The organism is Microbacterium sp. NPDC057944 (genome assembly GCF_042887445.1).
Lineage (GTDB): Bacteria > Actinomycetota > Actinomycetes > Actinomycetales > Microbacteriaceae > Microbacterium > Microbacterium natoriense.
Map to the genome: position 1 here is coordinate 1,216,524 of NZ_JBHVPJ010000002.1, position 26,411 is coordinate 1,242,934.

Below are 26,411 nucleotides of genomic sequence, written 5' to 3' on the forward strand. Positions count from 1 at the left end.
GTTGAGTACACTCAGAGCATCAACGTGCTCCGGGGTCGGTGTGAATCCGAACCGGCGGTGACAGTCCGCGAGCGTCTCGGTTCCACCGGGATGCCGATCCGGTGGAAATCCGGAACCGACGGTGATGCGAGAGTCATCTCGCTAGTCCGGAAGGGAGGCAGCACGGCGCGGTCGCGCGCGCGTTCTGCATCCCCCGGAGCCTCAGAGGAGGACGACGGATGGCAGTGACCGAGGCTGAGCGCCGCGCGATGGGTCGCGCGCTCGAACTCGCAGCGCGGGGGCCGCGGGGCGTGAACCCGCAGGTGGGCGCCGTCATCCTCTCCCCCGACGGCGACGTCCTCGCCGAGGGCTGGCACCACGGCGCCGGCACCCCGCACGCGGAGGTCGATGCGCTCTCGAAGCTCGCGCCCGGCGCCGCCCGCGGAGCGACGGCCGTGGTCACCCTCGAGCCGTGCAATCACACCGGCCGCACCGGCCCGTGCGCCCTCGCCCTGATCGACGCCGGCGCCGCCCGCGTGGTGTACGCCCTCGACGATCCCGGCGCGGTCTCGGGCGGAGGCGCTGAGCGGCTGCGGAACGCCGGCGTCCACGTCGAGTCCGGCGAGCAGGCGGATGCCGCGCACGCCCTGATCGACGGCTGGCTCACCGCGCAGCGCCTCGGGCGACCGCACGTCACCGTGAAGTGGGCGCAGAGCCTCGACGGACGCGCCGCAGCGGACGACGGCTCCAGCCAGTGGATCACAGGGCCCGCGGCCCGCGCCGACGTGCATCGACGGCGCGCGGCGGCCGACGCCATCGTCGTCGGCACCGGCACCGTGCTCGCCGACGACCCCGCTCTCACCGCCCGTGACGGCGATGCACTGCATCCGCACCAGCCTGTCCCCGTCGTGATCGGCTCGAGGCCGACCCCTGACGACGCCGCGGTGCGCCGGCATCCGCACCCCCCCGTCTTCTACGACACCCGAGACCTGCGGGCCGTCGTCGCCGATCTGCACGCACGCGGAGTCCAGAGCGTGTTCGTCGAGGGCGGCCCGACCCTCGCGAGCGCTTTCATCGCCGCGGGTCTCGCCGACCGGGTGCTCGCGTACGTGGCCCCGGTGCTGCTCGGCGGCCGGCGCCTCGCCCTCACCGACATCGGCGTGCCGTCGATCGACGCGGCCGTGCGCCTCGACATCGACGAGTGGCTGCCGCTCGGAACCGACCTGCTCGCGATCGCACACCCCGCGACCGCGACCGACGCTCACGACGAAGGAGCTGCCTGATGTTCACCGGAATCATCGAGGAGATCGGCGAGATCACCGCCATCGCGCCAGCGGGCGACGGCTGGCGGCTCACGGTGCGCGCCCCGAAGGCCGCGGCGGATGCCGTGCACGGCGAGTCGATCGCGGTGTCCGGCGTGTGCCTGACCGTGGTGGGCTCGACCGCCGACACCTTCGACACCGACGTGATGAAGCAGACCCTCGACGTGGCGGCCATCGGCGGCGCGACCGTGGGCACCCGCGTCAACATCGAGAAGGCGATGCCCGTGGGCGCCCGCCTCGGCGGCCACATCGTGCAGGGCCACGTCGACGGCACGGGAGCCGTGCTGGAGGTGCGCCCCGGCGCGCAGTGGAGCGTGCTGCGGATCAGCCTCCCCGCCGACCTCGCCCCGCTGGTCGTGGACAAGGGCTCCCTCTCGGTCGACGGCACGTCTCTGACGGTGAGCGCCGTGAGCGCCCCGTCCGAGGCCGACGCGTGGTTCGAGGTCTCCCTCATCCCGGAGACCCTCGCCGCCACCACGCTGGGCGCGCGCGCGGTCGGCGACCGCGTCAACCTCGAGACCGACGTCCTCGCCCGACACGTCGAACGTCTGCTCGCCTTCCGCGAGCTCGGCGTCGCACAGGAAGGAGGCTCGCGATGAGCCTGTCCACCATCCCCGAAGCGCTCGACGCGCTCCGCGCCGGCCGGCCGGTGCTGGTCGCCGACGACGAGAACCGCGAGAACGAGGGCGACGTCATCCTCTCCGCCGAGCTCGCGACACCCGAGTGGGTCGCCTGGACCGTGCGCTGGTCATCGGGATTCATCTGCGCGCCCATGCCCACCGATCTCGCCGACAGCCTGAACCTGCAGCCCATGGTCGCCACCAGCGAGGACGCGCGCTCGACCGCGTACACGGTCAGCGTGGATGCCGCGTCCGGCGTCACCACCGGCATCAGCGCGCACGACCGCGCGCACACCCTGAACGTGCTGGCGAACCCCTCGTCGACCGCGGGCGATCTGATCCGCCCCGGTCACGTGCTGCCGCTCCGCGCGGTCGACGGCGGCGTGCGCGAACGCAGCGGCCACACCGAGGCGGCCGTCGAGCTCATGAAGCTGGCGGGGCTGCGTCCGGTCGGCGCGATCGCCGAGGTCGTCGCCGAAGACGGCAGCATGATGCGGATGCCGGGTCTCCTCGAGCTCGGCGAGCGCGACGGCGTCCCCGTCATCACGATCGAGCAGCTGATCGCGCACCTCAACGAGATCGACCCCGACGGCGCCGTCGCCTCCCCCGGCAGGAGGGTGAGCCTGAGGGCCGATGCGACGGTTCCGACCTCGCACGGCACGTTCCGCTTCCTCGCGTACAAGGACAGAGTCAGCGGCACCGACCACATCGCCGTCGTCTCGGGAGAGCCGACCGAGACCGCTCTGGTGCGCGTGCACTCCGAGTGCCTCACCGGCGAGGCGTTCGGCTCGCTGAAGTGCGAGTGCGGGCCTCAGCTGGACGCGGCGCTCGACGCGATCGAGCAGGAGGGCGGCATCGTCATCTACATGCGCGGTCACGAGGGACGCGGCATCGGGCTCATCAACAAGCTCCGGGCGTACAGCCTGCAGGAGGAGGGGCTCGACACGGTCGACGCGAACCTCGCCCTCGGCCTCCCCGCCGACGCCCGCGAATACGCGGCGGCGGCGGGCATCCTCGCCGATCTCGGCGTGTCGAAGGTGCGCCTGCTGACGAACAACACCGACAAGGTCAAGCAGCTGCGCGAGCTCGGGCTCGACGTCGTGGAGCAGGTGCCGCTGATCGTCGGCGTCGGGCCGAACAACCACCAGTACCTCGAGACCAAGCGTGACCGGATGGGTCACATCATCGGAGAGGCGGAGCTCGCAGAGGCTCTCGCCGACGGAAAGGACGACGAATGAGCGGCGCAGGCGCACCCCAGGCCGGGAGCATCGACGGGCGGGGACTCGACGTCGTGATCATCGCCGGCACCTGGCACGACACCATCACGAACGGCCTGATCGCCGGAGCGGAGCGCGTCCTGAACGAGGCGCAGGCGACGCATCGCCTGGTGCGCGTGCCCGGTTCGTTCGAGCTCGCGGTGGCCGCGCAGGCGGCGTTCGCCGGCGGAGCGGATGCGGTGGTCGCGCTCGGCGTGATCATCCGCGGCGGCACCCCGCACTTCGAGTACGTCTCGGCGGCCACGACCGACGGCCTCACCCGGGTGTCGCTCGACGCGGGCAAGCCGGTCGGCTTCGGCGTGCTGACCCTCGACGACGAGAAGCAGGGTCTCGACCGTGCCGGCCTCGAGGGCTCCAAGGAGGACAAGGGCGCAGAGGCCGCGGATGCCGCGCTGCGCACCGCGCTCCTCATCAGGGAGCTGCGGGGCTGACGGGCGACGGGGTCGCGCGATCGGACCGAGCGCGCGACCCTCGTCGTTCAACGGACGACCCTCGGAATCGCGCTCGAAGGCGTGAGCACTGAGGGTCGCCTTTCTGGCGCGGAATACCGGTTCCGGCGTACGGTGAGCGCATGGAGATCCTGCGCCACATCGTCCTGTTCGTTCACCTCATCGGATTCGCCGTGCTCTTCGGCTCCTGGGCTGTGCAGGCGTTCGGCGGCACGCGCGAGTTCACGCGGCTGATGAGCGTCGGAATGACGATCGCCGCGGTCGCCGGTCTCGCACTCGCCGCGCCGTGGGGTCTGCCGGAGGGCGCCGAGATGAACTACGTGAAGATCGGCACCAAGCTGGTCATCCTGCTGATCATCGGAGCCCTGCTCGGCATCGGCACGGCCCGCCAAAAGCGCGGCGACGCCATCGCCCCCGCCGTGTTCTGGCTCGTCGGCATCCTGACCGCCGTCAACGCCGGCATCGCGGCCATCTGGCGCTGAGCCCCGACGGCGCGACCCGCGGCATCCGGAGCGGGCGCTCCGCCCTGCGCTCCAGAACTCCGGAGATCCGGGGCGGGCTCCAGGCGTGAACGGGCGCTGTGCTCCGGAGAACCGAGCTTCTCCGGAGTTCCGAACGGCCAGTCCGCGCGGCTCGGCGCAGGGGCCTAGCGCCTCCGCGGCGGCGCCGTGCTGCCCCGAACCACGAGCTCGGTGCCGACGAGCGGAGTGTGCCGTCGCTCCCCGCTGTCGAGCTCCGCGAGGAGGGCGTCGACGGCGAGTGCCCCGACGCGCTCCGGATGCTGCTGCACGGTCGTCAGAGGAGGCCACAGCTGCGCGGCGTCCGGCAGCCCGTCGAACCCGACGATGCTGACGTCTCCCGGCACGTCGCGGCCGATCTCACGGAAAGCCCGCAGCACGCCGATCGCCATCTGGTCGTTCGCCGCGAAGACCGCGGTGACTCCGTCGACCTCCCGGAGGCGGAGACCCGCCGCGTAGCCGGACTGCGCGCTCCAGTCGCCGACCAGGGCGCCGGGGACCTGGAGTCCGCGCGACTCGAGGGTCGCCTGCCAGGCCTCCCTTCGACGCTCTGCGGAGTAGGACCTCTCCGGACCCGCGACATGCCAGACCGTGTCGTGCCCGAGATCGAGGAGATGCTCGGTGGCCAGGCGTGCGCCCTGAGCCTGATCGGTGTCGACGAAGGGATGCTCGACCGTGCGGTTCGAGTCGACGAACACGACGGGCAGCGCATCGGGGATCTCCACGTCGGCCTCGTCGAGCTGGTGGGCCTCGATGACGATGATGATGCCGTCGACGGCGTGCTCCTCCAGGCGACGGAAGGCGCCGGCGACGGTGTCGCGCGCGCTGGACTCGACCGGGATGAGGGTGAGGGCGTATCCGAGCTGGGCGGCGCGCACCGCGATCGCGTCGAGCGTTCGCTGGTTGCCGTACGAGCTGAACGAGAACATCACGACGCCGATGGTGCGGAATCTGCCCGACCGCAGTGCGCGCGCTGCGCTGTTCGGCCGGTATCCGAGGCGCTGCATCGCCGCCTCCACGCGCTCTCTGGTCGCCGCGCCGACGTAGCCGCGCGCGTTGACGACGCGCGAGACGGTCTGACCGGACACTCCGGCCTCGCGTGCGACATCCTCCATGGAAGGTTCACGGCGCCGATGCGGCGACTCTGCCGTTTCTGCTGAGGACACGATCACATCCATTCATGTGTTGACGTTGACACACTAACAGTCCATCGCATATGTTGACGTTGACACATGGCGCACCCGACGCCCGAATCAGAGAAGGTCTCGTCGATGAGGACAGAAATCACCGCGGCACGAGGTGCGCTGAGCATCCCCCGCCGCGAGAAGCGCAATTGGAACGGCTGGGCGTTCGTCGGCCCCTTCATGGTCGTCTTCGCCCTGGTGTTCCTCACGCCGCTCGCCTACGCGCTCTACCTGAGCTTCTTCCAGGAGAAGCTCATCGGCGGCACGGCCTTCGTCGGCCTGGACAACTACGTGCGTGCGCTCACCGACCCGCAGTTCTGGGAGGCGTTCGGCCGCGTCCTGCTGTTCCTCGTCGTGCAGGTGCCGATCATGCTCGCGCTGGCGCTCGGCGCGGCGCTCGCCCTCGACAGCGCGCGACTGCGGGGAGCATCCTTCTTCCGCATCCTGATCTTCCTGCCCTACGCCGTGCCCGCCGTCGTCGCCGTCCTCATGTGGGGCTACATCTACGGCGACCAGTTCGGCCTCGCCGGCAACGTCAACGACCTCCTCGGATTCGATGCGCTCACGCCGTTCGCCAAGGAGTGGATGCTGGCCTCGATCGGCAACATCGTGACCTGGGAGTTCGTGGGCTACAACATGCTGATCTTCTACTCCTCGCTGAAGACCATCCCCACTGACATGTACGAGGCCGCCTCCCTCGACGGGGCCGGCGCCTGGCGCACGATCTTCTCCATCAAGATCCCCTCCGTGCGCGGGGCGGTCGTCATCGCGACGATCTTCTCGATCATCGGCAGCTTCCAGCTCTTCAACGAGCCCAACATCCTGCGGCCGCTCGCGCCGAACGTGATCACCACGTACTACACGCCCAACATGTACGCGTACAACCTGTCCTTCGCCGGGCAGCAGTTCAACTACGCGGCGACGATCGCCATCATCATGGGCGTCATCACCGCCGTCATCGCCTACGTCGTGCAACTGCGCGGCTCGAAGTCGGAGGTGCGCTGACATGGCTCTCCCCCTCGCCCGCTCGCGGACCCGTCGGAACGACCCCCTGAACCCGCGCAAGTCCAACACGCTCCTCATCGTGATGATCGTGTACGGCCTGTACACGATCGTCCCCCTGGTCTGGCTGCTCTTCAGCTCCACCAAGACCCAGTCGGGCCTCTTCAGCTCCTTCGGGCTGTGGTTCGCCGACGACTTCGCGTTCTTCGACAACCTCGCGGCGACCTTCACGTACCGCGACGGCATCTTCCTGCGCTGGCTCGGCAACACGCTGCTGTACGTCGTGGTGGGGGCCGGCGGCGCGACGCTGCTCGCGACGATGGCGGGGTACGGTCTCGCCAAGTACCGCTTCCCCGGCCGCCGTGCCGTGTTCGCCGTCGTGCTCGGCGCGGTCGCCGTTCCCGGCACGGCCCTCGCGGTGCCGACCTTCCTGCTGTTCAGCGAGCTCGGGCTCACGAACACGCCGTGGGCCGTGATCATCCCCTCCCTGATCAGCCCGTTCGGCCTCTACCTCATCTGGGTCTTCGCCTCGGAGTCGGTGCCGACCGAACTGCTGGAGGCGGCGCGCATCGACGGCGCCGGGGAGTTCCGCACCTTCTTCACGATCTCGCTGCGCCTGCTGGCGCCCGGCATCGTGACGGTGGCGCTGTTCACGGTCGTCGCGACCTGGAACAACTACTTCCTGCCCCTGATCATGCTCTCCGACCCCGCCTGGTATCCGCTCACCGTCGGCCTCAACCAGTGGAGCTCCCAGGCGATCGGCGCGGGCTCCCAGCCCATCTACAACCTCGTGATCATGGGCTCCCTGCTCACGATCGTCCCGATCGTCATCGCCTTCCTGCTGCTGCAGCGTTTCTGGCAGTCAGGTCTCACCGCGGGAAGCGTCAAGCAGTAGCCTCCCGTCCCCCTCCCTGCAACACCCGGTCCAGAGCCGGACCACCTCCCGAAAGGACACAGCAATGAAGCACCTTCCCTCACCCGCGGTGCGGCGCGCCCTCGCCGTGCTCGCGGCCGGCACCGTCGCCGCCATCGCCCTCGCCGGCTGCTCAGCCGGCGGCACCTCCGACGGCGGCGGCAGCGCCGCAGGCGATGGCACGTTCGACTCCGTCAAGGCCGCACTCGAGAAGGGCGGCGAGATCACCTACTGGTCGTGGACGCCCTCCGCCGAGGCCCAGGTCGAGGCGTTCGAGAAGGCCTACCCCAACGTCAAGGTCAACCTGGTCAACGCCGGAACGAACAACGACGAGTACACCAAGCTGCAGAACGCCATCAAGGCCGGATCCGGCGCCCCCGACGTCGTGCAGATCGAGTACCAGGCGTTCCCGCAGTTCTCGCTGACGGACTCGTTCGTCGACCTCGCGCAGTACGGCTTCGCCGATTTCGAGGACGACTACACGGCATCCACCTGGGGCTCCGTGACCAGCGACAAGGCGATCTACGGCCTCCCGCAGGACTCCGGCCCCATGGCCCTGTTCTACAACAAGTCCGTCTTCGACGCCGCCGGCATCGCCGTCCCCACCACGTGGGACGAGTACTACGAGGCCGCCAAGGCGATCCACGCGGCGAACCCGAACGCGTACATCACCAACGACACCGGCGACGCCGGCTTCGCGACCTCGATGATCTGGCAGGCCGGCGGCACGCCGTTCCAGACAGAGGGCACCGATGTCACGATCGACCTCCAGGACGCCGGGTCGAAGAAGTGGACCGAGAACTGGAACCGCCTCGTCTCCGAGGGCCTCGTCGCCCCCACCTCCAGCTGGAGCGACGAGTGGTTCCGCGGCCTGGGCGACGGCAGCATCGCGACCCTCATCATCGGCGCCTGGATGCCGGGCAACCTCATCTCCGGCGCCCCTGACGGCTCGGGAGACTGGCGCGTCGCCCCGATGCCGACCTACGACGGCTCCCCCGCCAGCGCGGAGAACGGCGGCGGCGGTCAGGCCGTGACCACCCAGAGCAAGAACCCGGCCCTCGCCGCGGGCTTCCTGTGGTGGCTGAACAACTCCGAGGACAGCATCAAGATCTTCCTCGAGTCCGGCGGGTTCCCGTCGACCAACGCCGAGCTCTCCAGCGACGAGTTCCTCAGCGAGGCGCCGGAGTACTTCGGCGGCCAGAAGATCAACGAGGTGCTCGCGGATGCCGCGAAGAGCGTCGTCAAGGGATGGCACTACCTGCCCTACCAGGTCTACGCGAACAGCATCTTCGGCGACACCGTCGGCCAGTCGTACCAGAACGGCACGGACCTGAACGAGGGCCTCACCGCCTGGCAGGACGCGCTGGTCGAGTACGGCAACGCCCAGGGCTTCTCCGTCAACAAGTAACACCCGGGGCGGGCGCGCCGCACGGCGCGCCCGCCCTCTCATCGAAAGCACTTCATCGTGACCAGCTTCTCCATCGGCGACGACCACTTCCTCCGCGCCGGCCGCCCGCACCAGGTGATCTCCGGCGCCATCCACTACTTCCGCGTGCACCCGGACCAGTGGCAGGACCGCATCCGCAAGGCGCGGCTGATGGGGCTGAACACGATCGAGACCTACGTCGCCTGGAACGCCCATGAGCCGCGGCGCGGCGACTGGGACGCGACGGGCTGGAACGATCTCGGCGGATTCCTCGACCTCGTGCACGCCGAGGGCCTGGACGCCATCGTCCGCCCCGGCCCCTACATCTGCGCCGAGTGGCACAACGGCGGACTCCCCGTCTGGCTCACCGCCGACGGCACCGCGCTGCGGTCGTCCGACCCGGCCTACCTCGCGGACGTGAGCGCGTACCTGCGCCGCGTGTACGAGATCGTCGCTCCCCGGCAGATCGACCGCGGCGGACCCGTCGTCCTCGTCCAGATCGAGAACGAGTACGGCGCCTACGGCTCGGACAAGGAGTACCTCCGCGCTCTCGTCGAGGTCACGAGGGATGCCGGAATCACCGTCCCGCTGACGACCGTCGATCAGCCCACGGCCCAGATGCTGGAGGACGGCAGCCTGCCCGGGCTGCACAAGACCGCGTCGTTCGGCTCGCGCAGCGTCGAGCGGCTCGCCACCCTCCGTCGGCATCAGCCGACCGGACCGCTCATGTGCTCCGAGTTCTGGGACGGCTGGTTCGACTGGTGGGGCGGCGTGCACCACGTGACGAGCACGGAGGCCGCTGCGTCCGACCTCGACGCGCTCCTCTCGGCCGGGGCATCCGTGAACATCTACATGTTCCACGGCGGCACGAACTTCGGCCTCACCAACGGGGCCAACGACAAGGGGCGCTACCTCCCCCTCGTCACCTCCTACGACTACGACGCGCCGCTCGACGAGGCCGGACAGCCCACCGCGAAGTTCTTCGCCTTCCGTGACGTCATCGCGAAGCACGCGCCGGTGCCCGACGAGTTGCCCGCGGCGCGCCGCGACGCTCCGACGTTCTCGGTCGCCCTCGACCCCGCCGGCTCCTGGACGGATGCTCCGGCATCCGCCGTCCGCACCGACGCCCCCGCATCCTTCGAGGAGCTCTCGCACCTCAGCGCGCTCGTGCGGTACGACGTCGACCTCCCCGAGGGGCGCGGCGGCGTGCTCCGTCTCGACGACGTGCGCGACCTCGCCTGGGTGAGCGTCGACGGCGTGCCCGTCGGCACGCTCGCCCGCACCCGCCACGACCAGACCATCGCGATCCCCGACGGACGCGTGCTCAGCATCCTCGTCGAGGACCAGGGTCGGGTGAACTACGACCACCGCCTCGGCGAGCGGAAGGGCCTCATCGGCGCCGTGACGCTGGAGGGGGCGCCCCTCGTCGGCTGGGCGTCCACGCCGCTGGACGTGGCGCAGATCGCCGCGCACCTGCCCCTGACCACGAGCACGAGCACGGCCGGACCTTCGGCGTGGACCGCGGTGTTCGACCTCGATGAGCCAGCCGATCTCTTCATCGACACCGCGGCGTGGAGCAAGGGGTACGCGTTCCTCAACGGATTCTTCCTCGGGCGGTACTGGCGCAACGGCCCCCAGCGGACGCTCTATGCGCCGTCGCCCGCGACGCGCTCCGGGGAGAACCGACTCGTCGTGCTCGAGCTGGAGCAGCTGCTCTCCCCCACCGCCGGCTTCCTGCCCGGCCTCTCGCTCGGCGTCACCGAGGAGTGAGCGGCCGGTCACCCAGCCCACGCTCAGGAAAGCGTATACTCCGACGTGCTCCGCACGGAGCGATGATCGGAGGAACATCTTGAGCACATCCACCGCGCCGGCGAACCCCCGCTCACGGGTCATCACCGCGAGCCTCGTCGGAACGACCATCGAGTTCTACGACTTCTACGCCTATGCGACGGCCGCCGTGCTCGTGTTCCCCGTGCTGTTCTTCCCGACCGGGAACGACACGACCTCCCTGCTGTCCTCCTTCGCGGTGTTCGGCGCGGCCATGGTCGCCCGCCCCATCGGCGCGGTCGTGTTCGGTCATTTCGGCGACAAGTTCGGCCGCAAGGCGACGCTCGTGGCCTCGCTCCTCACGATGGGCATCGCGACGTTCGTGATCGGGCTGCTCCCCACCTTCCAGCAGATCGGCTGGTGGGCGGCGCTCCTGCTGCTGCTCCTGCGTCTCGCGCAGGGCTTCGCACTCGGCGGCGAGTGGTCGGGAGCCGCGCTGGTCGCGACCGAGAACGCCCCGGCGGGCAAGCGCGCCTGGTACGGCACGTTCCCGCAGCTGGGCGCCCCGCTGGGCTTCATCATCGCCAACTTCCTGTTCCTCGGCATCAACTGGATGCTGCCGCACTCCGAGAACCCGGCGCTGAAATCCGAGGCGTTCCTCTCCTGGGGCTGGCGCATCCCGTTCCTGTTCTCGGCCGTCATGGTCATCATCGGCCTGTGGGTGCGCCTGAAGCTCGTCGAGTCGGACACCTTCAAGAAGGCCGAGAAGAAGGGCGCGATCCGCAAGCTCCCGCTCGCGACCGTGTTCCGCCACCACTGGAAGCAGCTCATCCTCGGCACGTTCATCATGCTGGCGACGTACGTGCTGTTCTACCTGATGACGAACTTCACCCTCGCCTACGGCACCAAGGCGGCTGATCTGGAGACGGCATCCGCAGCCGCGCAGGCCGCAGCGGAGGCGACGGGCAAACCGTTCGACGCCACCGCGTTCGCCGCGCAGTTCTACCCCGGCCTGGGCTTCGGCTACACGGACTTCGTGCTGATGCAGATCATCGGCGTCGTGTTCTTCGGCATCTTCACGCTGCTGTCGGGGCCGATCGCCGACGCCGTCGGCCGCCGCAAGCTGCTGCTCTGGGTCACCGGTGTCATCATCGTCTTCGGCCTCACGTTCAACGCCTTCCTGCTGCCCGCTCTCGATCCGAAGTTCACCGGCGCGCTGACCCAGGCCTTCCTCGTGTTCGGCTTCATGCTCATGGGGGCGACCTTCGGCCCGATGGGCGCTCTCCTTCCCGAGCTGTTCCCGACGAACGTCCGCTACACGGGTTCCGCGATCTCGTACAACGTGTCGTCGATCCTGGGCGCCGCTGTGGCGCCGCTGATCGCGCTCAAACTCTGGGAGTGGGCGGGCGGCGCGCCGTGGCTCGTCGGCCTGTACCTCTCCGCGATGGGCGTGCTGACGTTCATCGCCCTGATCCTCTCCCCCGAGACCAAGGATCACGACTACGACGCCGATCTGGGCGTCGTCGCCCAGCCCTGAGCAGGGCGGGCGAAGAGAGGGCGGCGCACCGCACGGGTGCGCCGCCCTCCGTCGTCCGTCTCAGTAGTCCGCGGTGATCGTCCGCGCGGCGCCGTCGAGCACCATCGTCCCGCCGTAGGGCAGGATCCACTGCGGACGCGTGTGGCCGAACGGGACGCCGACGCAGACGACGGCGTCGGGGTTGTATCGACCGACCACGTCGATCACGACGTCGCGCTGAGCGTCGCGCAGCGCCTTCGCCTCACCGGGCGTCGGCCGGAACTCGAAGTCGCTCACGGGAGGGCGCGCCATGACCACGCCCGCGGCGGCGTCGAGGATGCCGAGCTCGCCGAGGCAGCGCAGCCAGCGCGCCACCCAGCCGGCCGGCGGGCGCTCCTCGCTCGTCTCCAGCAGCAGGATCGCGCCCTCGAGCTCGTGCGGCTGCGGCAGACGCCCGAGGAACGCGAGACCGTCGATCGACTCCAGGCAGCCGCCCCAGGTCCGCCCCGCCACCCGCGCGGCGGGGCCCGCCCAGGTCCACGGATCGGTGGGCACGCGATCTCCGTACTCGGTGAGCGCGCGCGGATCGGCCCAGCGCCGCCCCACGTCCTCCGACTCCCCCGGCTCGGTGATCTCGAGCGTCCCGCCGTCGAGGAGCAGGGCGCGCAGCGCACGCAGGTGCACGTCGTCGACGGCGGGGCCGGGGCCGAGGTGCACCGCGGTCGAGCCGCCGTAGTAGCCGCTGACGCCGTGGGTCCACAGCCAGTTCAGGATGTTCGTGTTGTCGCTGTATCCGACGAACGGCTTCGGATCCGCTGTCGCGAGCGCGGCGTCGAGGTGCGGCACCACCAGAATCTGATCGTCTCCGCCGATCGTCGCGAGGATCGCGCGGATGCTCGGGTCGGCGAACGCCGCGTTGACGTCGGCCGCCCTCGCCTCGGGCGTCGCGTCGAGGAGCCTCGTCGTCGGATACTCCACCGGGACGAGCCCGGTGAGGGCCGCGAGACGGCTCATCGCCTGCTCGTGCAGGGCGGGCGCGACCGCGGGTGCGGCGAAGGCCGGGGACAGCACGGCGACCCTGTCGCCGGACGTGAGCTTCGGAGCGGACAGCATCCGCCCAGTCTGTCTCAGCACGGCGGCCTCCGCACTCCGGCGGGCTTCTTCTGGCCAAGAGCGGCCTGATCGACTATTCTTGGACCCGAGCCACGTCGCACTGTGCGTGCCCGCCTCGAGTCTTCTCGGCGAACGCCTGCGATCGTTAAGTTCTTCTTACAGATCACGTGCAGAACTGCTCGATGGACGCCGTCGCAGACGCGCCGACAGACTGCATTCCTGAGAGACCACTCTCGCCCCCGACCCGATGGGGGACCGCCTCACAGGAAGCGCGATCAATGGTGAATCGATCTCGGAAAGTGCTGTTCGGAGGGCTCGCGCTCGTCGTCGCCCTCGTGGTGACCGGGTGCAATGCGAACTCCGGACCCACGGAGTCCACGTCCGACGGCACGGCGACGGCGATGGAGTCCGTCCCCACCGGCGGCACCCTGCACTACCTCTCCCGTCGTGCGAACGAGTCGTGGGAGACCGCGAACGCGCAGATGGTGCCCACGAGCCGCCTGCGCTGGGTCCACCGCGGACTCACCTCGTGGCAGACGTTCCCCGACAAGGAGACGATCCTCACCCCCGACCTGGCGACGGACACCGGCACCACCGACGACGGCGGGAAGACCTGGACCTTCACGCTCCAGGACGATCTCCTCTTCTCCGACGGCACCCCGATCACCGCCGCGGACGTCAAGTACGGCGTCGAGCGCTCGTTCGCTCCGATGTTCCAGGGCGGCCTCGGCTACCACAAGACCCTGCTCGTCGGCGCGGAGGACTACGAGGGCCCCTACGACGGCGAGGAGCTGGACTCGATCGAGGTCGTCGACGACCAGACGATCGTGTTCCACCTCAACCGTCCGTTCGGCAACTGGCCGTGGATCGTGAGCATGCCCGCGTTCGCGCCGGTGCCGGCCGCCGCCGACACGGAGCCGGAGACCTACGGCGAGCACCCCGTCGCCAGCGGCCCGTACATGATCACCGAGTACTCCAAGGGCTCGCAGGCCGTGCTGGAGCGCAACCCGCACTGGGACGAGAAGACCGACGACGTGCGATTCGCGGGCCCCGACAAGATCGTCGTCGACATGGGTCTGAACAACGACACGATCGTGCAGCGCCTCATCGATGACAAGGGCGATGACAAGGACGCGATCAGCAACGCCCTGATCTCGCCGTCCCAGTTCCAGCGCATCGAGTCCGACCCTTCGATCTCGGACCGCCTCGCCAACGGCCCCTCCGGCTACTTCCGCTACCTCGCACTGAACATGAAGAGCCCCGAGCTGGCGGATGTGCGCGTCCGCCAGGCGATCAACTTCGCCCTCAACAAGGCCGAGGTGCAGAGCGTCTACGGAGGACCGAAGTTCGGCGGGCAGATCAGCTCCACGATCATGACGCCCGGCATGCCGGGCTACGAGGAGTTCGACCTCTACGACGGCGGCGACAAGGGCGACGTCGACAAGGCCAAGAAGCTCCTGGCGGATGCCGGCGTCACCGACCTCACGCTGAGCCTCACCTACCCGACCGACGTCAGCGCGATCGAGGAGAAGGAGGCCCTCAGCATCAAGAACTCCCTCGAGAAGGCCGGGATCACGGTCGAACTGAACGGCCTCGACTCCGACACCTGGTACGAGCTCGTCTCCTCCGGGGGCGGCGACTACGACATGACGACGAGCGGATGGGGAGCCGACTTCCCGAGCGGCATGAGCACGATCCAGCCGCTGTTCGCATCCAGCGAGATCGGGAACGGCGGAGGGAACGCCTCGAACTACTCGAACCCGGATGTCGACGCCGCGATCGACGCCGCGATCTCCGAGCCCGACCTCGACAAGGCCGGAGAGATGTGGGCCGCGATCGACAGGCAGATCATGGAGGATGCTCCGATCGTCCCGATCCTGGTGCAGCGCACCCAGGCTCTCGCCGGATCGAACATCGTGAACTACTTCATCCCCGCCTACCCGCCGTTCGCGAACGAGCTGGTCGTCGGCATCTCCGAGTGAGCACCATGACCCTGGTCGACACGAAGCGCGCGGAGGGCCGACGCCCGTCGGTCCTCCGCCGCTTCACCCGGAAGCGCTCGGCGGTGATCGGACTCGTGATGCTCGCGATCCCGCTCCTCGCCGGGCTGCTCGCGCCGGTTCTCGTCGCGCTCGAGGGGCAGGACCCGTACTCGTTCCACACGGATCTCCTCGACCCGAACGGCGGTCGGCCGCTCGGCCCCCTCGGCGGCGTGAGCGCCGAGCACTGGCTCGGCGTCGCCCCGGTGACCGGCATCGACCTGTTCGCGCAGATCGTCTACGGCATCCGCTCCTCGCTGTTCATCGCCTTCGCTGCCAGCATCATCTCGATCGTCTTCGCGGCTGCACTCGGCACCGCGATGGGCTACTTCGGCGGCTGGCTCAACGCGGTCGCCGGACGGGTGATCGACTTCATGTTCGGCTTCCCCGGGCTGATGTTCGTGATCGCCGTGATGGTGATCGTCCCCCCGGAGTTCCCCCGGGAGCTGGTGCTCGTGTTCGTGCTCGCGTTCTTCGGCTGGACTGTGCCGGCCCGGATCATCGGCGCCCAGGCCGGAGCCGTGAACGCCCGCGCGTTCGTCGAGGCCGCACGCTCCACCGGTGCGCCGCCCTGGCAGATCATCCGCCGGGAGATGCTCCCCCACCTCCTCGGACTCGTCGTCGTGCTGTTCGCGATGTCCCTCCCGGCGAACGTCAGCATGGTCGCCGGTCTGTCCTTCCTCGGCGTCGGCCTGCGCGGCGACGTCCCCGACCTCGGCAAGCTGCTGTCCGACTCCCTCCCCTGGATCTACAGCGGCGCCGACGTCTGGTACATGGTCTTCCCCGGCGCTGTGGTGTTCTGCATCGTGTTCGGGGCCACTCTCGCCGGAGACGCGCTCCGCGACGTCCTCGATGTGCGCACGGAGGACGCATCATGATCGGCTACATCTCCCGCCGCCTGTTCACCGCGGTGTTCATGCTCCTCGCGATCGCCTTCGTGACGATCGCCCTCTTCTTCGGCGCATCGCGCGACCCCGCTCGCGCCATGTGCGGCAAGCCCTGCCCCGCCGACACCCTCGCCAAGGTCAGCGCCTACATGCAGACCGACAAGGGCGTCCTCTGGCAGTACGTCGAGTTCGTGAAGGGGCTGTTCGTCGGCCGCACCTACGGCTCCGGTTCGCAGCAGGTGCACTGCGCCGCCCCCTGCTTCGGGTACTCGTTCCCCAACCAGAGCGACGTGACGACGCTCATCGTCGAGCGCCTTCCCGTGACGCTGTCGCTGACGTTCGGCGCCGCGGTGCTCTGCCTCCTCGTCGGCGTCGGCCTCGGCGCGGCATCCGCCATCCGCAAGGGCGGCCTCATCGACAGGTTCTCCGCCGGCTTCGCGATGTTCGGCCTCGCCGTGCCGACGTTCCTCGTGGGCCTGCTGGTGGTGCAGGTGTTCGGATTCATGCTGAACGCGCTCCCCTACTCGGGGTTCGTCCCGATCTCGGAGTCGCCGTGGGAGTGGGCCTGGCATCTGATCGGTCCGTGGATGGTGCTGTCGATCATCCTGGCGGCCGGCTACATCAGGGTGACGCGCACCCAGCTGCTCGGCGAGCTGTCCTCCGACCACCTGGTCGCGATGACCGCGCGGGGCGCATCACCCCGCCGTGTGAACGCGCACGCCGTCCGCGGCGTGATGATCCCGATCGTGGCGATGTTCGCCCTCGACGTCGCCGCGCTGCTGGGCGGCTCGGTGATCGCCGAGAAGGTGTTCAGCCTGCACGGCCTCGGCGACCTCCTGCTCGCGGGGGTGAACGAGTCCGATCTCAGTCTGGTGGTCGGGGTCACCCTGTTCTCCGCCTTCCTCATCATCATCGGCAACCTCCTCGCCGACATGCTCATGCCGCTTCTCGACCCGAGGATCCGCCGTGCCTGAACCCGTGCTCCAGATCGACGACCTCTCCATCTCCTTCGCCCTGGGCGGCGCCGACGTCGACGTCGTCCGCGGCCTCTCTGTCTCGGTCGAGAAGGGCCGCACGCTCGCCGTGGTGGGCGAGTCCGGCTCGGGCAAGACCATCACGGGCCGCTCGATCATGCGGCTCCTGCCTCCGGCGGCGAGCGCGCGCGGCAGCATCCGCGTCGCCGGTCGCGAGATGCTCACCGCCGAGGAGAGGGCGCTGCGTCGGATCCGCGGAGCCGACGTCGCGATGGTCTTCCAGGACTCGCTCTCCGCGCTGAGCCCCTACCTCAGCATCGGGGCGCAGATCGTGCAGGCGGTGCGGCTCCACGACTCCTCCGTCTCCCGCCGCACCGCGCTCGCTCGCGCCGTGGAGATGCTGGACCGCGTCGGCATCCCGAACCCCGCCGAGAGCGCCCGACGCTACCCGCACGAGTTCTCCGGCGGCATGCGCCAGCGCGCCGTGATCGCGATGGCGCTGGTGAACCGCCCCGCCCTGCTGATCGCCGACGAGCCGACCACGGCGCTCGACGTCACCGTGCAGGCGCAGATCCTCGCGCTGCTGCGCGGCCTGCAGGACGAGTACGGCATGGCGATGCTGCTGATCAGCCACGACTTCGGGGTCGTCGCGAGCGCCGCCGACGATGTGCTCGTGCTCTACGCAGGGCGCGAGGCCGAGTACGGGACCCTGCGCGACATCTTCGAACGGCCGGCCCATCCGTACACCGCGGGGCTCAGGGCCGCGACCCCGCGTCTCGACGCCGAGGGCGAGCGGGCGCGGCTCCGCGCGATCCCCGGAGTCCCCACGTCGCTGCGGGACGCAGGGGCCGGGTGCGCCTTCGCTCCCCGATGCGCCTTCGCCGCGCGCCTCGACGGACGCTGCGAGACCGAACTGCCGGCGCCGACCGTGCGGGGCGCGCGCACCGACGGCCTGCACCGCGCCGCGTGCCACCTCGATCGTCTCCCCGACCTGCAGGAGGCCGCCCGATGAGCGAACCGATCCTCGTGATGACGGACGTCACCAAGCGCTACCGCACGGGCGGCGTGTTCGCCAGGAACCGCAAGACCGTGCTCGCGGTCGACGGCGTCACCCTGCACGTCGGCCGCGGCGAGGCGCTGGGGCTGGTGGGCGAGTCGGGGTCGGGCAAGTCGACCCTGGCGCGGATGGCGAACGGACTGATCGCTCCGACCTCCGGCTCCGTCGTCACCGACGGGCAGGACATCGCGCAGCTCAGCGCGAAGGGCCTCCGCGGTCTGCGGCGCAACGTCGCGATGGTGTTCCAGGATCCGCTGGCCTCGTTGAATCCGCGGCAGACCGTGCGACAGACGCTCGAGAACGTGTTCCGCGCGCACGGCGAGACGACCTCGACAGCGGAGCTGATCGACCTGCTCGCCTCGGTGGGGCTGGGCTCCGACTACCTCGAGCGCTACCCGCACGAGGCCTCGGGCGGACAGCTGCAGCGCGTCGCGGTCGCCAGGGCGCTCGCGCTCAAGCCCGCCCTGATCATCGCGGACGAGCCGACCTCGGCGCTCGACGTCTCGGTGCGCGCGCAGATCCTCAACCTGCTCGCCGACCTGCAGCGCGATCAGGGGATCTCGTTCCTGCACGTCAGCCACGACCTCGCCGTGATCCGCCTCTACAGTGATCGCGTCGCGGTCATGAACCGCGGGCGGATCGTCGAGACGGGGCAGTCGGACGACATCTTCCGCTCGCCGCAGCATCCGTACACGCAGTCCCTCGTCGACGCGACACCGGAGGCGGAGCTCCCGACTCATGACGACGCCCCCGTGCGCACGATCGAGCGCACGTGCGACGATCGTGACCATGACTCACCGAATGACCACGACGCCGTGGTTCGGCCAGAAGCCGGCCCGGCACGAGACAGAAAGAGGACACGTGGGTACTGACCTGTTCGTCCGAGAGTTCGGACGGGATGCCGAAGAGGCTCCCGTCATCCTGATCCTGCACGGCGCCGTCGAGTCCGGCGCCTGCTACGGGGATGCGGTACGCCGCTGGGGGGACGACTTCCACATCGTCGCCCCCGATGCGCGGGGTCACGGCCGCTCGCCCGGACGCCTCCCCGAGCACGAGGGCGTGCCGTCGACCGACGTGATGGTGCAGGACGCGATCGACATCCTGGAGGACATCCTCGAGGAGACGGGACGGCGGACGCTGATCGTCGGGCACTCGATGGGCGCGCGCATCGCCGCCTTCGTCGCGGCCGACGCGCCTCATCTGGTGGCCGGGGTGGTGCTGGAGGATCCGCCGTGGTGGGTGCCGGAGGCCGGCCCCAACCCGTGGCTCAGCGTGGAGCAGACCGAGAAGGACCCGTTCGACTTCGCCGACACCGCGACCGTCGACGAGCTCGTCGAGATGCAGCGCGCCCAGAAGCCGCACTGGCCCGAGGAGGAGCTGCGGCCCCTCGCCGAGGCCATGAAGGCGGTCGACATCGCCTACATGGAACAGCGCGTGCACGAGAAGCGCCGCATCTGGACCCCCACGGCCCGCCAGATCACCGTCGGACCGACCGGGGTGCCCGCGCTGCTGGTCACCGGGACCGGCGACGTGATCGTCGACAAGCACTCCCGTGAGCGCCTCACCGCGGTCGCTCCCGGGTTCGACATCGTCGTGATCGACGGGGCGCACCACTGCGTCCGCCGCGACAAGCCGGTCGAGTACCACCGGCACGTCGACGCGTTCCTGCGCGAGAACGCTCCGTCGACGGGGTCGGTCACTCCACGCTGAACGTGTCGGAACGCGCGAGCGGACCGTGGATCTCCGAGTCGGGCTCGGCGAGCACGGTCCGCATCGCGTCGAGGCCCGCGCGCACCACCGGGTGCCCCTGATTGTCGCGACGTGTGGTCATGATGACCTTGCGCAGCGGGGCGATCCCCTGCGTGGGCAGGATCGTCACCCACTCTGCGTCCCGCGCGGACAGTGCGGACTCCGGCACCAGGCACACCCCGGCTTCGGCGGCGACGAGCGAGACCGCGGCGCGGTAGTCGTCAGACACGTGCGTGATCGTCGGGTGGAACCCCAGCTCCGCGCACGCCTGCAGCACCATGGTGCGCGAGGGGTTTCCGGGAGAGGGCATGATCCAGCCGTCCTCGATGAGCTGCGTCAGCTCCACGCCGTCGGATGAGGCGAGCGGGTGGCTGTGCGGGACCGCCGCCTTGAACCGCTCGATGTAGAGCGGGAACTTGACGATGTCGGGGGAATCGCGCTCGGGGTCGGACTCGTACTCCAGGCTGACGGTGGCGTCGATGTCTCCGCGCATGAGCATGCGGTGGCTCATGTGCGCCTCGGCGTCGACGACCTTGACGTCGATGCCAGGGGCGTTGCGGCGCAGCTCCACGATCGCGGGGGCGACGACCCAGCTGATCGCGGTCGGGAACGCGCCGATGCGCAGCTGCCCGAGGAGGCCGCCGGAGTGCGCGGCGAGCTCCGCCTCGGCGATCTTGAGGCGCGAGTTGATCTCCTCCGCGTGCTCGGCGAGGATGCGTCCGGCGGGCGTCAGCGCGAGCTTGCGCCCCGTGCGCACCATGAGCGGCTGACCCACCTCCCGTTCGAGCGCGGCGAGCTGCTGGGAGACGGCGGATGCCGTGAGGTGCAGTGCGGCCGCCGTGGCGGTGACGGAGTCCGAGAGCACGAAGGCGCGCAGGACGAGCAGACGTCGGGGGTCGATCGTGGCCACGGGGACTCCATCGGCGGGTGGTGGCCGGTCGCCGTTCCGTGCGGGTTCACGCGGCTTCCGGATGCCTCATCCTATCGAGGCGAAGGCTCGGCGCCCGGTGCGCGGCCGCCCTGTCGGAGGGGTCGGACCTGTCGTCAATTCGTGTTGACATTCGTCGTCTCTTCGATCAGGATGGACGTCAATGATTGTTGACGGAAAGGTCGTGGATCATGGTGAAGGCGTCAGCCGTCTCCGAAGACGGGGCAGAACCCCTGGCCGAGCTGCACCGCCTGGCGGGGCTCCGCCTCGACATCGCGCGCGCCGAGGAGGCGCAGGTGCGCAAGGCCCGCAATCTCGGCTACTCCTGGCAGGCGATCGCGAGCGCGCTGGGCGTCACGAAGCAGGCCGCGCACCGCCGCTTCGGCCGCAGCTGAGCCGGTCACACAGCCCATACACAGAAACCGCATCGACACGAAGTACGGTCGAAGTACCCACCCCTCTCAGATCGAGGTTCCGCATGTCCAGCACGGCGACGACACGCCGACGCGGACGCGGCGCGCCGCAAGACGGTCCCCGCGCCACGTTCCGCCAGCTCCTCCCCTTCCTCTTCGAGCACAAGCGCACGCTGATCGTCGTCGCCGTGCTCAGCGTCTTCGGCGCCGCGACCTCGCTCGTCCAGCCGCTCCTCGTCGGCCAGGTCATCGAGGCCGTGCAGTCGAACAGCGGCCTCGGCATCCTGATCTGGCTGCTCATCGGGTTCGTCGTCGTCTCCTCGATCATCTCGGGCTACCAGCACTACCTCCTCCAGCGCACGGGCACCGCGGTCGTCCACTCGAGCCGCCGCAAGCTCATCGCCCGCATCCTGCACCTGCCGATCAGCGAGTTCGACGCCCGCCGCACCGGGGATCTCGTCTCGCGCGTCGGCACCGACACCACACTCCTCTACGCCGTGCTGACGCAGGGACTCGCGGATGCCGTCGGGAGCGCGATCCTGTTCGTCGGCGCCCTGATCGCGATGCTGCTGATCGATCCCCTGCTCCTGCTGCTCATCGTGATCGTGATCGGCGTGTCCGTCATCGTCGTCGTGGCCCTGAGCGGACGGATCCGCACCGCGTCCACCGCCCAGCAGGTCAAGGTGGGCGAGCTCGCCTCCGGCGTCGAGCGTGCGGTGGGGTCGATCCGCACCGTGCGCGCCTCCGGCGCCACCGAGCGCGAGACCGAGAACGTGTCCGCACTCGCCGCCGACGCGTACGGCATCGGCGTGCGGATCGCGAAGATCTCCTCGCTCGTCGTGCCGATCGCCGGCATCGCCCTGCAGCTGTCGCTGCTCGTCGTGCTGGGAGTCGGCGGCTTCCGCGTCGCGGCGGGCACGATCACGATCGCCTCCCTGATCACGTTCATCATGTTCCTCTTCATGCTGGTCATGCCTCTCGCCACCACGTTCGGCGCGATCACGTCGGTGAACCAGGCGCTGGGCGCGCTCGGACGCATCCAGGAGGTCCTCGACCTGCCGACCGAGACGCAGGACGACGAGGCCATCGCGGCATCCGTCCCCCGCGAAGAGGCGGATGCCGCCGCGCCCGCCGTCGAGTTCCGCGACGTGCGCTTCCGTTACCCGGAGAACGTCGTCGCCGCTCGGGAGAAGGCCGCGCGCGAGGCGCGGACCCTGCTCGCCGACGCGCACCTGGAGTCGGCGGACGACCCGACGCCCTCGCCCTCTCGCGAGGTCCTCCGCGGCGTGTCCTTCACGGTGCCCCGCGGCGCCCGTGTCGCCCTCGTGGGCCCGAGCGGCGCAGGCAAGAGCACCATCCTCTCGCTGCTGGAGCGCTTCTACGACCCCACCGGAGGGTCGATCCGACTCCACGGACACGACGCCCGCACCTATCCGCGCGACGAGCTGCGCGCGCAGTTCGGCTATGTCGAGCAGGACGCCCCGACCCTCGCCGGAACGCTGGCGGACAACCTGCGCCTCGCGGCTCCGACGGCATCAGACGCCGACTGCGAGCGCGTGCTGCGCGCGGTCAACCTCGGTGAAGTGCTGGAGCGCGATCCCCTCGGTCTCGACGCCCCCGTCGGTGAGGACGGCGTGATGCTCTCCGGCGGCGAGCGCCAGCGTCTCGCCATCGCGCGGGCGCTGCTCACCGACGCGCCGATCCTGCTCCTGGACGAGTCGACCTCGTCGCTCGACGGCGTGAACGAGCAGCGCATGCGCGAGGCCATCGACGCGGTCTCGACGGACCGCACCCTGGTCGTGATCGCGCACCGACTGTCGACCGTCGTCGACAGCGATCAGATCATCGTGCTGCAGGACGGAGTGGTCGCCGGCACCGGCACGCACGCCGAGCTGGTCGAGTCGACTCCCCTGTACCGCGACCTCGCCCGTCACCAGCTGCTGGCCTGAGTCCGGCCGGCGCACGCCGCCGAACGCGGACCGCCGCGTCGGTCGGTGCCCAGCCGGACAGCTCGGCCGGTCGACTCAGCTCCCGGAAGGAGCGGCGACCTGCCAGGCCGTCACGTGCACGGTCGCACCGGGGATGATGTCGAGTGAGATGTCCGTGGCGGACCGCAGCTCTCCCGGACGCACGGCGATCCACACGCTGCGGGCGGCGAGCTGGCCGTTCACCGAGTTCGCGTCCCAGCCGATGACGGCGGAGGCCGCCTCGCCGGGCTGGAGGGTGACGGGTGCGGGTCCAGGGTCCTGCGCCATGAACGCGCCCCCCTGCTCGACGATCACGTCGAGCAGATGCCCGTTCTGGTCGCCGTACGCGACATCGGGATAGCCCTCGACGACGCACGGCTCCTCGGAGACGTTCACGAGCTGGATCCACTGACCACGATGCCCTGTCGCGCCGTCGGTCCCCGGGGCGGTCAAGAACGTGTCCTCCGCTGTGCACGCGCCGTCGGGGGCCGCCCCCTCGGCCGGGGCTGCTGCCGGCACCGGCTCGCCCGGCGCATCGGGGTCTCGCGGAGCGGCGCCATCGGGATCGGCCAGCTCCTGAGCCTCGACCTCGGCCGCCGCCTGGTCCTGCCTCAGCTGCTCCTGCGCCGCGTTGCTCCCGGCCTCGGCCGCGACGGGCAGCGCGACCAGCGCGACCGCGACGACGGCCGCCAGCACCACGCTCCGCGACCGGAGACGTTCGGCAGGGGTGGCATCCGCCTCCCGCCCCCGCCCTGCCTTGAGGAAGACCAGAGCGGGGAGCCAGCCGACCAGCGCCGCCCACCAGGTGGTCGACATCGTGAACCCCGTGCTCCCCGCGGCGCCCCTGATGCCCGACCAGCTGATCGCCGACGCGACGCTGCCCAGATCCAGGGCGGCGCCGATCGCGAAGGCCGTCAGCACCGCGGCGAGCCAGGCCGCCGCGAAGGCGGTGCGTCCCGTCGCCGTCGACTCCCTGCTCGTCGAGAACCAGGAGGCGAGCAGCGCGAACCCGCCGACGAGAACGATGAGCGTCAGCATGTGCTCGACGATCGCCCAGCCCACGGGGCTCCCGAACATGCCCCATCGCATCGGCGACGGGAGCAGCTGTCCGAGCGTCGCCAGGCTCCCGCCCTCCCCGGACAGGACGTACGGCAGCCAGCCGCAGAAGAACCACAGGACGGCGAAGACGCCGCCCCCGATCAGACCTCGACGCATCGCACGTCCCCCCGGCAGCACCGCACGGACCGCGGATATCACGACCCTATCGCCGTGAACTCCCCGGTCCGGGGATTCCGCATGCGCGAAAGGCGGGATGCCGGAGACCACTCAGCCATGGGTTCGTCTCGAGCATCCCGCCTTGGCGGAAAGGAGGGCGCCGTATCCCCCGATGGCGGCGCCCCGTCTGTGTCAGGCGTTCGACAGCCTGTAGCGCAGCGATGCCAGCTCGGCGCGCAGCGCAGCGGGCAGCTTGTCGCCGAAGGTGTCGTAGAACGCCTCCGTGAGGTCGGCCTCGGTCTTCCACGCCTCGGCGTCGACCGAGAACAGCTCCTCGAGGTCCGCCTCGGGGACGTCGAGTCCGTCGAGGTTGAGGTCCTCCGTGCGGGGCAGGCGGCCGATGGGGCTGTCGACCGCGGTGACCTCACCGGAGATGCGGCGGATGATCCAGTCGATGACGCGCGAGTTGTCGCCGAATCCGGGCCACAGGAACCGGCCGTCGGAGCCGCGGCGGAACCAGTTGACCTGGAAGATCCGCGGCGCGCGGTCGAAGCGGAGTGTGCGTCCGACCTTCAGCCAGTGCCCGAAGTAGTCGGCCATGTTGTATCCGCAGAACGGGAGCATCGCGAACGGGTCGCGGCGCAGCTCGCCCACCGTGCCCTCGGCGGCGGCCGTGCGCTCGGACGAGATGTTCGATCCGAGGAACACGCCGTGCGTCCAGTCGGTCGCCTCGACGACGAGCGGGACGTTGCTCGCGCGGCGTCCGCCGAAGAGGATGACGTCGAGCGGCACCGCCGCCTCCCAGTCCTCAGAGATCTGCGGGCACTGCGCGGCCGACACCGTGAAGCGCGAGTTCGGGTGCGCAGCGGGACGTCCGGAGTCGGGCGTCCACTCGTTGCCCTCCCAGTCGATGAGGTTCGCCGGCGCCTCGTCGGTCAGACCCTCCCACCACACGTCGCCGTCGGGGCGGAGCGCCACGTTCGTGAAGATCGTGTTGCCCCAGAGGGTCTCGACCGCGGTGACGTTGGTCGACTCGCCGGTTCCTGGTGCGACGCCGAAGAAGCCGGCCTCGGGGTTGATGGCCCACATGCGGCCGTCCTCACCCGGGCGAATCCACGCGATGTCATCGCCGAGGGTCTCGACCTTCCAGCCGGGGATCGTCGGGCGGAGCATCGCGAGGTTCGTCTTGCCGCAGGCCGAGGGGAACGCCGCGGCCACGTGGTACGCCGTGCCCGCGGGGTCGATCACGCGGATGAGCAGCATGTGCTCGGCGAGCCAGCCCTCGTCGCGAGCGATCACCGAGGCGATGCGCAGGGCGAAGCACTTCTTCGCGAGGATCGCGTTGCCGCCGTAGCCCGAGCCGAACGAGTAGACCTCGAGCGTGTCGGGGAAGTGCACGATGTACTTCTCCTCGTTGCACGGCCACTCGACGTCGGCCTGGCCCGGCTCGAGCGGGGCTCCGACCGAGTGGACCGTCTTGACCCACGGCGCGCCCTCGGCGATCTGGCGGGTGACGGCGTCGCCGACGCGCGTCATGATGCCGATCGAGGCGACGGCGTAGGCGCTGTCGGTGACCTGGACGCCGATGTGCGACAGCGGGCCGCCGACCGGGCCCATCGAGAACGGCACGACGTACATGGTGCGACCGCGCATCGATCCCTCGAAGATCTCGGTCATCTTCTCGCGCATCTCCGCGGGGGCGGCCCAGTTGTTCGTGGGGCCGGCATCCTCTTCGCGCTCGGAGGAGATGAACGTGCGGCCCTCGGTGCGGGCGACGTCGCTGGGGTGCGAGCGGGCGAGGTAGGAGCCCGGGCGCCACTCGGGGTTGAGCTTGATGATCTTGCCCTCGTCGACCAGTCCGCGCAGCAGCCGGTCGTTCTCGGCGCGCGAGCCGTCGACCCAGTGGATGCTGTCGGGCTGCGTGAGAGCGGCGATCTCGTCGACCCAGGCGGTCAGCTCCGCCATCGCGGGGGTGTCGTAGGTCGGCGCCGTCCCGAACGTGCGCGCGGGGGCGACGGATGCTGCTCGAGGGGTGAAGACTTCGGCGATGGCCATGACTGCTGCTCCTTTGAGTGGGGGGCGTTGCATCCATCTTC

Annotated in this window: 23 protein-coding genes and 1 riboswitch; of the genes, 18 read left to right on the forward strand and 5 right to left on the reverse strand. The window is 69.9% G+C overall.

Features of this window, described 5'->3' with window-relative positions:
• Window positions 1-22 precede the first annotated feature (22 nt).
• Window positions 23-166, forward strand: a riboswitch (FMN riboswitch).
• 52 nt (window positions 167-218) lie between these two features.
• The 5 genes from ribD to ACFVRO_RS15270 all read left to right on the forward strand — a co-directional run bounded on the left by ribD (window position 219) and on the right by ACFVRO_RS15270 (window position 4,129).
• Window positions 219-1,262 carry a bifunctional diaminohydroxyphosphoribosylaminopyrimidine deaminase/5-amino-6-(5-phosphoribosylamino)uracil reductase RibD gene (gene ribD / locus ACFVRO_RS15250; protein ID WP_386953776.1) on the forward strand — a complete coding sequence of 348 codons (1,044 nt, stop codon included), beginning with the start codon at window positions 219-221 and terminating at the stop codon, window positions 1,260-1,262.
• A complete protein-coding gene (locus ACFVRO_RS15255; RefSeq protein ID WP_386953779.1) occupies window positions 1,262-1,900 on the forward strand; it encodes a riboflavin synthase in 639 nt (212 codons plus the stop codon). Before ribD ends, ACFVRO_RS15255 begins: the two co-directional genes overlap by 1 nt.
• Entirely contained in the window at window positions 1,897-3,159 is a 1,263-nt protein-coding gene (gene ribA / locus ACFVRO_RS15260) for a GTP cyclohydrolase II (RefSeq protein ID WP_341939832.1), read from the forward strand. Before ACFVRO_RS15255 ends, ribA begins: the two co-directional genes overlap by 4 nt.
• Complete coding sequence (ribH, locus tag ACFVRO_RS15265; RefSeq protein WP_386953781.1) at window positions 3,156-3,629, forward strand: 6,7-dimethyl-8-ribityllumazine synthase; 474 nt, start codon at window positions 3,156-3,158, stop codon at window positions 3,627-3,629. The genes ribA and ribH overlap by 4 nt, the downstream gene beginning before the upstream one ends.
• A gap of 140 nt (window positions 3,630-3,769) precedes the next feature.
• The gene (locus tag ACFVRO_RS15270; RefSeq protein ID WP_341939834.1) at window positions 3,770-4,129 is read left to right on the forward strand and encodes a Fe-S protein; all 360 of its coding nucleotides are present in this window, start codon (window positions 3,770-3,772) and stop codon (window positions 4,127-4,129) included.
• 164 nt (window positions 4,130-4,293) lie between these two features.
• Here the strand turns inward: ACFVRO_RS15270 and ACFVRO_RS15275 are convergent, their stop codons facing one another.
• Window positions 4,294-5,280 (reverse strand): LacI family DNA-binding transcriptional regulator, encoded by a 987-nt coding sequence (locus ACFVRO_RS15275; protein ID WP_386953784.1) that lies wholly within the window; start codon window positions 5,278-5,280, stop codon window positions 4,294-4,296.
• 156 nt (window positions 5,281-5,436) lie between these two features.
• Between ACFVRO_RS15275 and ACFVRO_RS15280 the strand changes: the two genes are divergently transcribed.
• The 5 genes from ACFVRO_RS15280 to ACFVRO_RS15300 all read left to right on the forward strand — a co-directional run bounded on the left by ACFVRO_RS15280 (window position 5,437) and on the right by ACFVRO_RS15300 (window position 11,994).
• Window positions 5,437-6,354: a carbohydrate ABC transporter permease gene (locus ACFVRO_RS15280; RefSeq protein WP_386953787.1), complete on the forward strand. Its 918-nt coding sequence runs from the start codon at window positions 5,437-5,439 to the stop codon at window positions 6,352-6,354.
• Between the two features lies 1 nt (window position 6,355).
• Entirely contained in the window at window positions 6,356-7,246 is an 891-nt protein-coding gene (locus ACFVRO_RS15285; RefSeq protein WP_386953790.1) for a carbohydrate ABC transporter permease, read from the forward strand.
• Between the two features lie 64 nt (window positions 7,247-7,310).
• Window positions 7,311-8,672, forward strand: coding sequence for an ABC transporter substrate-binding protein (locus tag ACFVRO_RS15290; protein ID WP_386953792.1), 1,362 nt, complete (start codon window positions 7,311-7,313; stop codon window positions 8,670-8,672).
• A 57-nt stretch (window positions 8,673-8,729) separates the two neighbouring features.
• Window positions 8,730-10,460, forward strand: a complete 1,731-nt coding sequence (locus tag ACFVRO_RS15295) for a beta-galactosidase family protein (protein ID WP_386953793.1) — start codon at window positions 8,730-8,732, stop codon at window positions 10,458-10,460.
• Between the two features lie 79 nt (window positions 10,461-10,539).
• Window positions 10,540-11,994, forward strand: coding sequence for an MFS transporter (locus ACFVRO_RS15300; RefSeq protein ID WP_105676145.1), 1,455 nt, complete (start codon window positions 10,540-10,542; stop codon window positions 11,992-11,994).
• A 60-nt stretch (window positions 11,995-12,054) separates the two neighbouring features.
• On the opposite strand, the gene ACFVRO_RS15305 is transcribed toward ACFVRO_RS15300, so the two are convergent.
• Window positions 12,055-13,086 carry a S66 peptidase family protein gene (locus ACFVRO_RS15305; protein ID WP_386953795.1) on the reverse strand — a complete coding sequence of 344 codons (1,032 nt, stop codon included), beginning with the start codon at window positions 13,084-13,086 and terminating at the stop codon, window positions 12,055-12,057.
• 299 nt (window positions 13,087-13,385) lie between these two features.
• On the opposite strand from ACFVRO_RS15305, the gene ACFVRO_RS15310 reads away from it, so the two are divergent.
• Genes ACFVRO_RS15310 through ACFVRO_RS15335 form a run of 6 tightly spaced genes read left to right on the forward strand, consistent with a single transcriptional unit; the run spans window position 13,386 to window position 19,753 of the window.
• Window positions 13,386-15,068 carry an ABC transporter substrate-binding protein gene (locus ACFVRO_RS15310; RefSeq protein WP_386953798.1) on the forward strand — a complete coding sequence of 561 codons (1,683 nt, stop codon included), beginning with the start codon at window positions 13,386-13,388 and terminating at the stop codon, window positions 15,066-15,068.
• Window positions 15,069-15,073: 5 nt separating this feature from the next.
• Complete coding sequence (locus ACFVRO_RS15315; protein WP_223587476.1) at window positions 15,074-16,003, forward strand: ABC transporter permease; 930 nt, start codon at window positions 15,074-15,076, stop codon at window positions 16,001-16,003.
• Window positions 16,000-16,986, forward strand: coding sequence for an ABC transporter permease (locus ACFVRO_RS15320; protein WP_105676139.1), 987 nt, complete (start codon window positions 16,000-16,002; stop codon window positions 16,984-16,986). The genes ACFVRO_RS15315 and ACFVRO_RS15320 overlap by 4 nt, the downstream gene beginning before the upstream one ends.
• Complete coding sequence (locus ACFVRO_RS15325; protein ID WP_386953800.1) at window positions 16,979-17,998, forward strand: ABC transporter ATP-binding protein; 1,020 nt, start codon at window positions 16,979-16,981, stop codon at window positions 17,996-17,998. The genes ACFVRO_RS15320 and ACFVRO_RS15325 overlap by 8 nt, the downstream gene beginning before the upstream one ends.
• Window positions 17,995-18,915: an ATP-binding cassette domain-containing protein gene (locus ACFVRO_RS15330; RefSeq protein WP_386953803.1), complete on the forward strand. Its 921-nt coding sequence runs from the start codon at window positions 17,995-17,997 to the stop codon at window positions 18,913-18,915. The genes ACFVRO_RS15325 and ACFVRO_RS15330 overlap by 4 nt, the downstream gene beginning before the upstream one ends.
• Entirely contained in the window at window positions 18,905-19,753 is an 849-nt protein-coding gene (locus ACFVRO_RS15335) for an alpha/beta fold hydrolase (protein WP_386953805.1), read from the forward strand. The genes ACFVRO_RS15330 and ACFVRO_RS15335 overlap by 11 nt, the downstream gene beginning before the upstream one ends.
• Here ACFVRO_RS15335 and ACFVRO_RS15340 read toward each other — a convergent pair.
• Window positions 19,740-20,702 (reverse strand): LysR family transcriptional regulator, encoded by a 963-nt coding sequence (locus tag ACFVRO_RS15340; protein ID WP_223586806.1) that lies wholly within the window; start codon window positions 20,700-20,702, stop codon window positions 19,740-19,742. The two genes, ACFVRO_RS15335 and ACFVRO_RS15340, sit on opposite strands and share 14 nt — an antisense overlap.
• Before the next feature lie 209 nt (window positions 20,703-20,911).
• Between ACFVRO_RS15340 and ACFVRO_RS15345 the strand changes: the two genes are divergently transcribed.
• Both ACFVRO_RS15345 and ACFVRO_RS15350 read left to right on the forward strand, forming a co-directional pair.
• Complete coding sequence (locus tag ACFVRO_RS15345; protein WP_223586807.1) at window positions 20,912-21,115, forward strand: AsnC family protein; 204 nt, start codon at window positions 20,912-20,914, stop codon at window positions 21,113-21,115.
• Between the two features lie 83 nt (window positions 21,116-21,198).
• The gene (locus ACFVRO_RS15350) at window positions 21,199-23,082 is read left to right on the forward strand and encodes an ABC transporter ATP-binding protein (RefSeq protein ID WP_386953807.1); all 1,884 of its coding nucleotides are present in this window, start codon (window positions 21,199-21,201) and stop codon (window positions 23,080-23,082) included.
• Between the two features lie 75 nt (window positions 23,083-23,157).
• Here ACFVRO_RS15350 and ACFVRO_RS15355 read toward each other — a convergent pair whose 3' ends face one another.
• Complete coding sequence (locus ACFVRO_RS15355) at window positions 23,158-24,357, reverse strand: DUF4232 domain-containing protein (protein WP_386953810.1); 1,200 nt, start codon at window positions 24,355-24,357, stop codon at window positions 23,158-23,160.
• Between the two features lie 150 nt (window positions 24,358-24,507).
• Window positions 24,508-26,370, reverse strand: coding sequence for a phosphoenolpyruvate carboxykinase (GTP) (locus tag ACFVRO_RS15360; protein WP_181155939.1), 1,863 nt, complete (start codon window positions 26,368-26,370; stop codon window positions 24,508-24,510).
• Window positions 26,371-26,411: the final 41 nt, after the last annotated feature.

Excerpts from the sequence above, each read along its gene's own strand:
- ACFVRO_RS15290 (WP_386953792.1), top strand. The coding sequence starts at position 7,311 with ATGAAGCACCTTCCCTCACCCGCGGTGCGGCGCGCCCTCGCCGTGCTC.
- ribA (WP_341939832.1), top strand. The coding sequence starts at position 1,897 with ATGAGCCTGTCCACCATCCCCGAAGCGCTCGACGCGCTCCGCGCCGGC.
- ACFVRO_RS15320 (WP_105676139.1), top strand. The coding sequence starts at position 16,000 with ATGATCGGCTACATCTCCCGCCGCCTGTTCACCGCGGTGTTCATGCTC.
- ACFVRO_RS15255 (WP_386953779.1), top strand. The coding sequence starts at position 1,262 with ATGTTCACCGGAATCATCGAGGAGATCGGCGAGATCACCGCCATCGCG.
- ACFVRO_RS15350 (WP_386953807.1), top strand. The coding sequence starts at position 21,199 with ATGTCCAGCACGGCGACGACACGCCGACGCGGACGCGGCGCGCCGCAA.
- ribH (WP_386953781.1), top strand. The coding sequence starts at position 3,156 with ATGAGCGGCGCAGGCGCACCCCAGGCCGGGAGCATCGACGGGCGGGGA.
- ribD (WP_386953776.1), top strand. The coding sequence starts at position 219 with ATGGCAGTGACCGAGGCTGAGCGCCGCGCGATGGGTCGCGCGCTCGAA.
- ACFVRO_RS15285 (WP_386953790.1), top strand. The coding sequence starts at position 6,356 with ATGGCTCTCCCCCTCGCCCGCTCGCGGACCCGTCGGAACGACCCCCTG.
- ACFVRO_RS15360 (WP_181155939.1), bottom strand. The coding sequence starts at position 26,370 with ATGGCCATCGCCGAAGTCTTCACCCCTCGAGCAGCATCCGTCGCCCCC.
- ACFVRO_RS15305 (WP_386953795.1), bottom strand. The coding sequence starts at position 13,086 with ATGCTGTCCGCTCCGAAGCTCACGTCCGGCGACAGGGTCGCCGTGCTG.
- ACFVRO_RS15330 (WP_386953803.1), top strand. The coding sequence starts at position 17,995 with ATGAGCGAACCGATCCTCGTGATGACGGACGTCACCAAGCGCTACCGC.
- ACFVRO_RS15280 (WP_386953787.1), top strand. The coding sequence starts at position 5,437 with ATGAGGACAGAAATCACCGCGGCACGAGGTGCGCTGAGCATCCCCCGC.
- ACFVRO_RS15345 (WP_223586807.1), top strand. The coding sequence starts at position 20,912 with ATGGTGAAGGCGTCAGCCGTCTCCGAAGACGGGGCAGAACCCCTGGCC.
- ACFVRO_RS15270 (WP_341939834.1), top strand. The coding sequence starts at position 3,770 with ATGGAGATCCTGCGCCACATCGTCCTGTTCGTTCACCTCATCGGATTC.
- ACFVRO_RS15315 (WP_223587476.1), top strand. The coding sequence starts at position 15,074 with ATGACCCTGGTCGACACGAAGCGCGCGGAGGGCCGACGCCCGTCGGTC.
- ACFVRO_RS15275 (WP_386953784.1), bottom strand. The coding sequence starts at position 5,280 with ATGGAGGATGTCGCACGCGAGGCCGGAGTGTCCGGTCAGACCGTCTCG.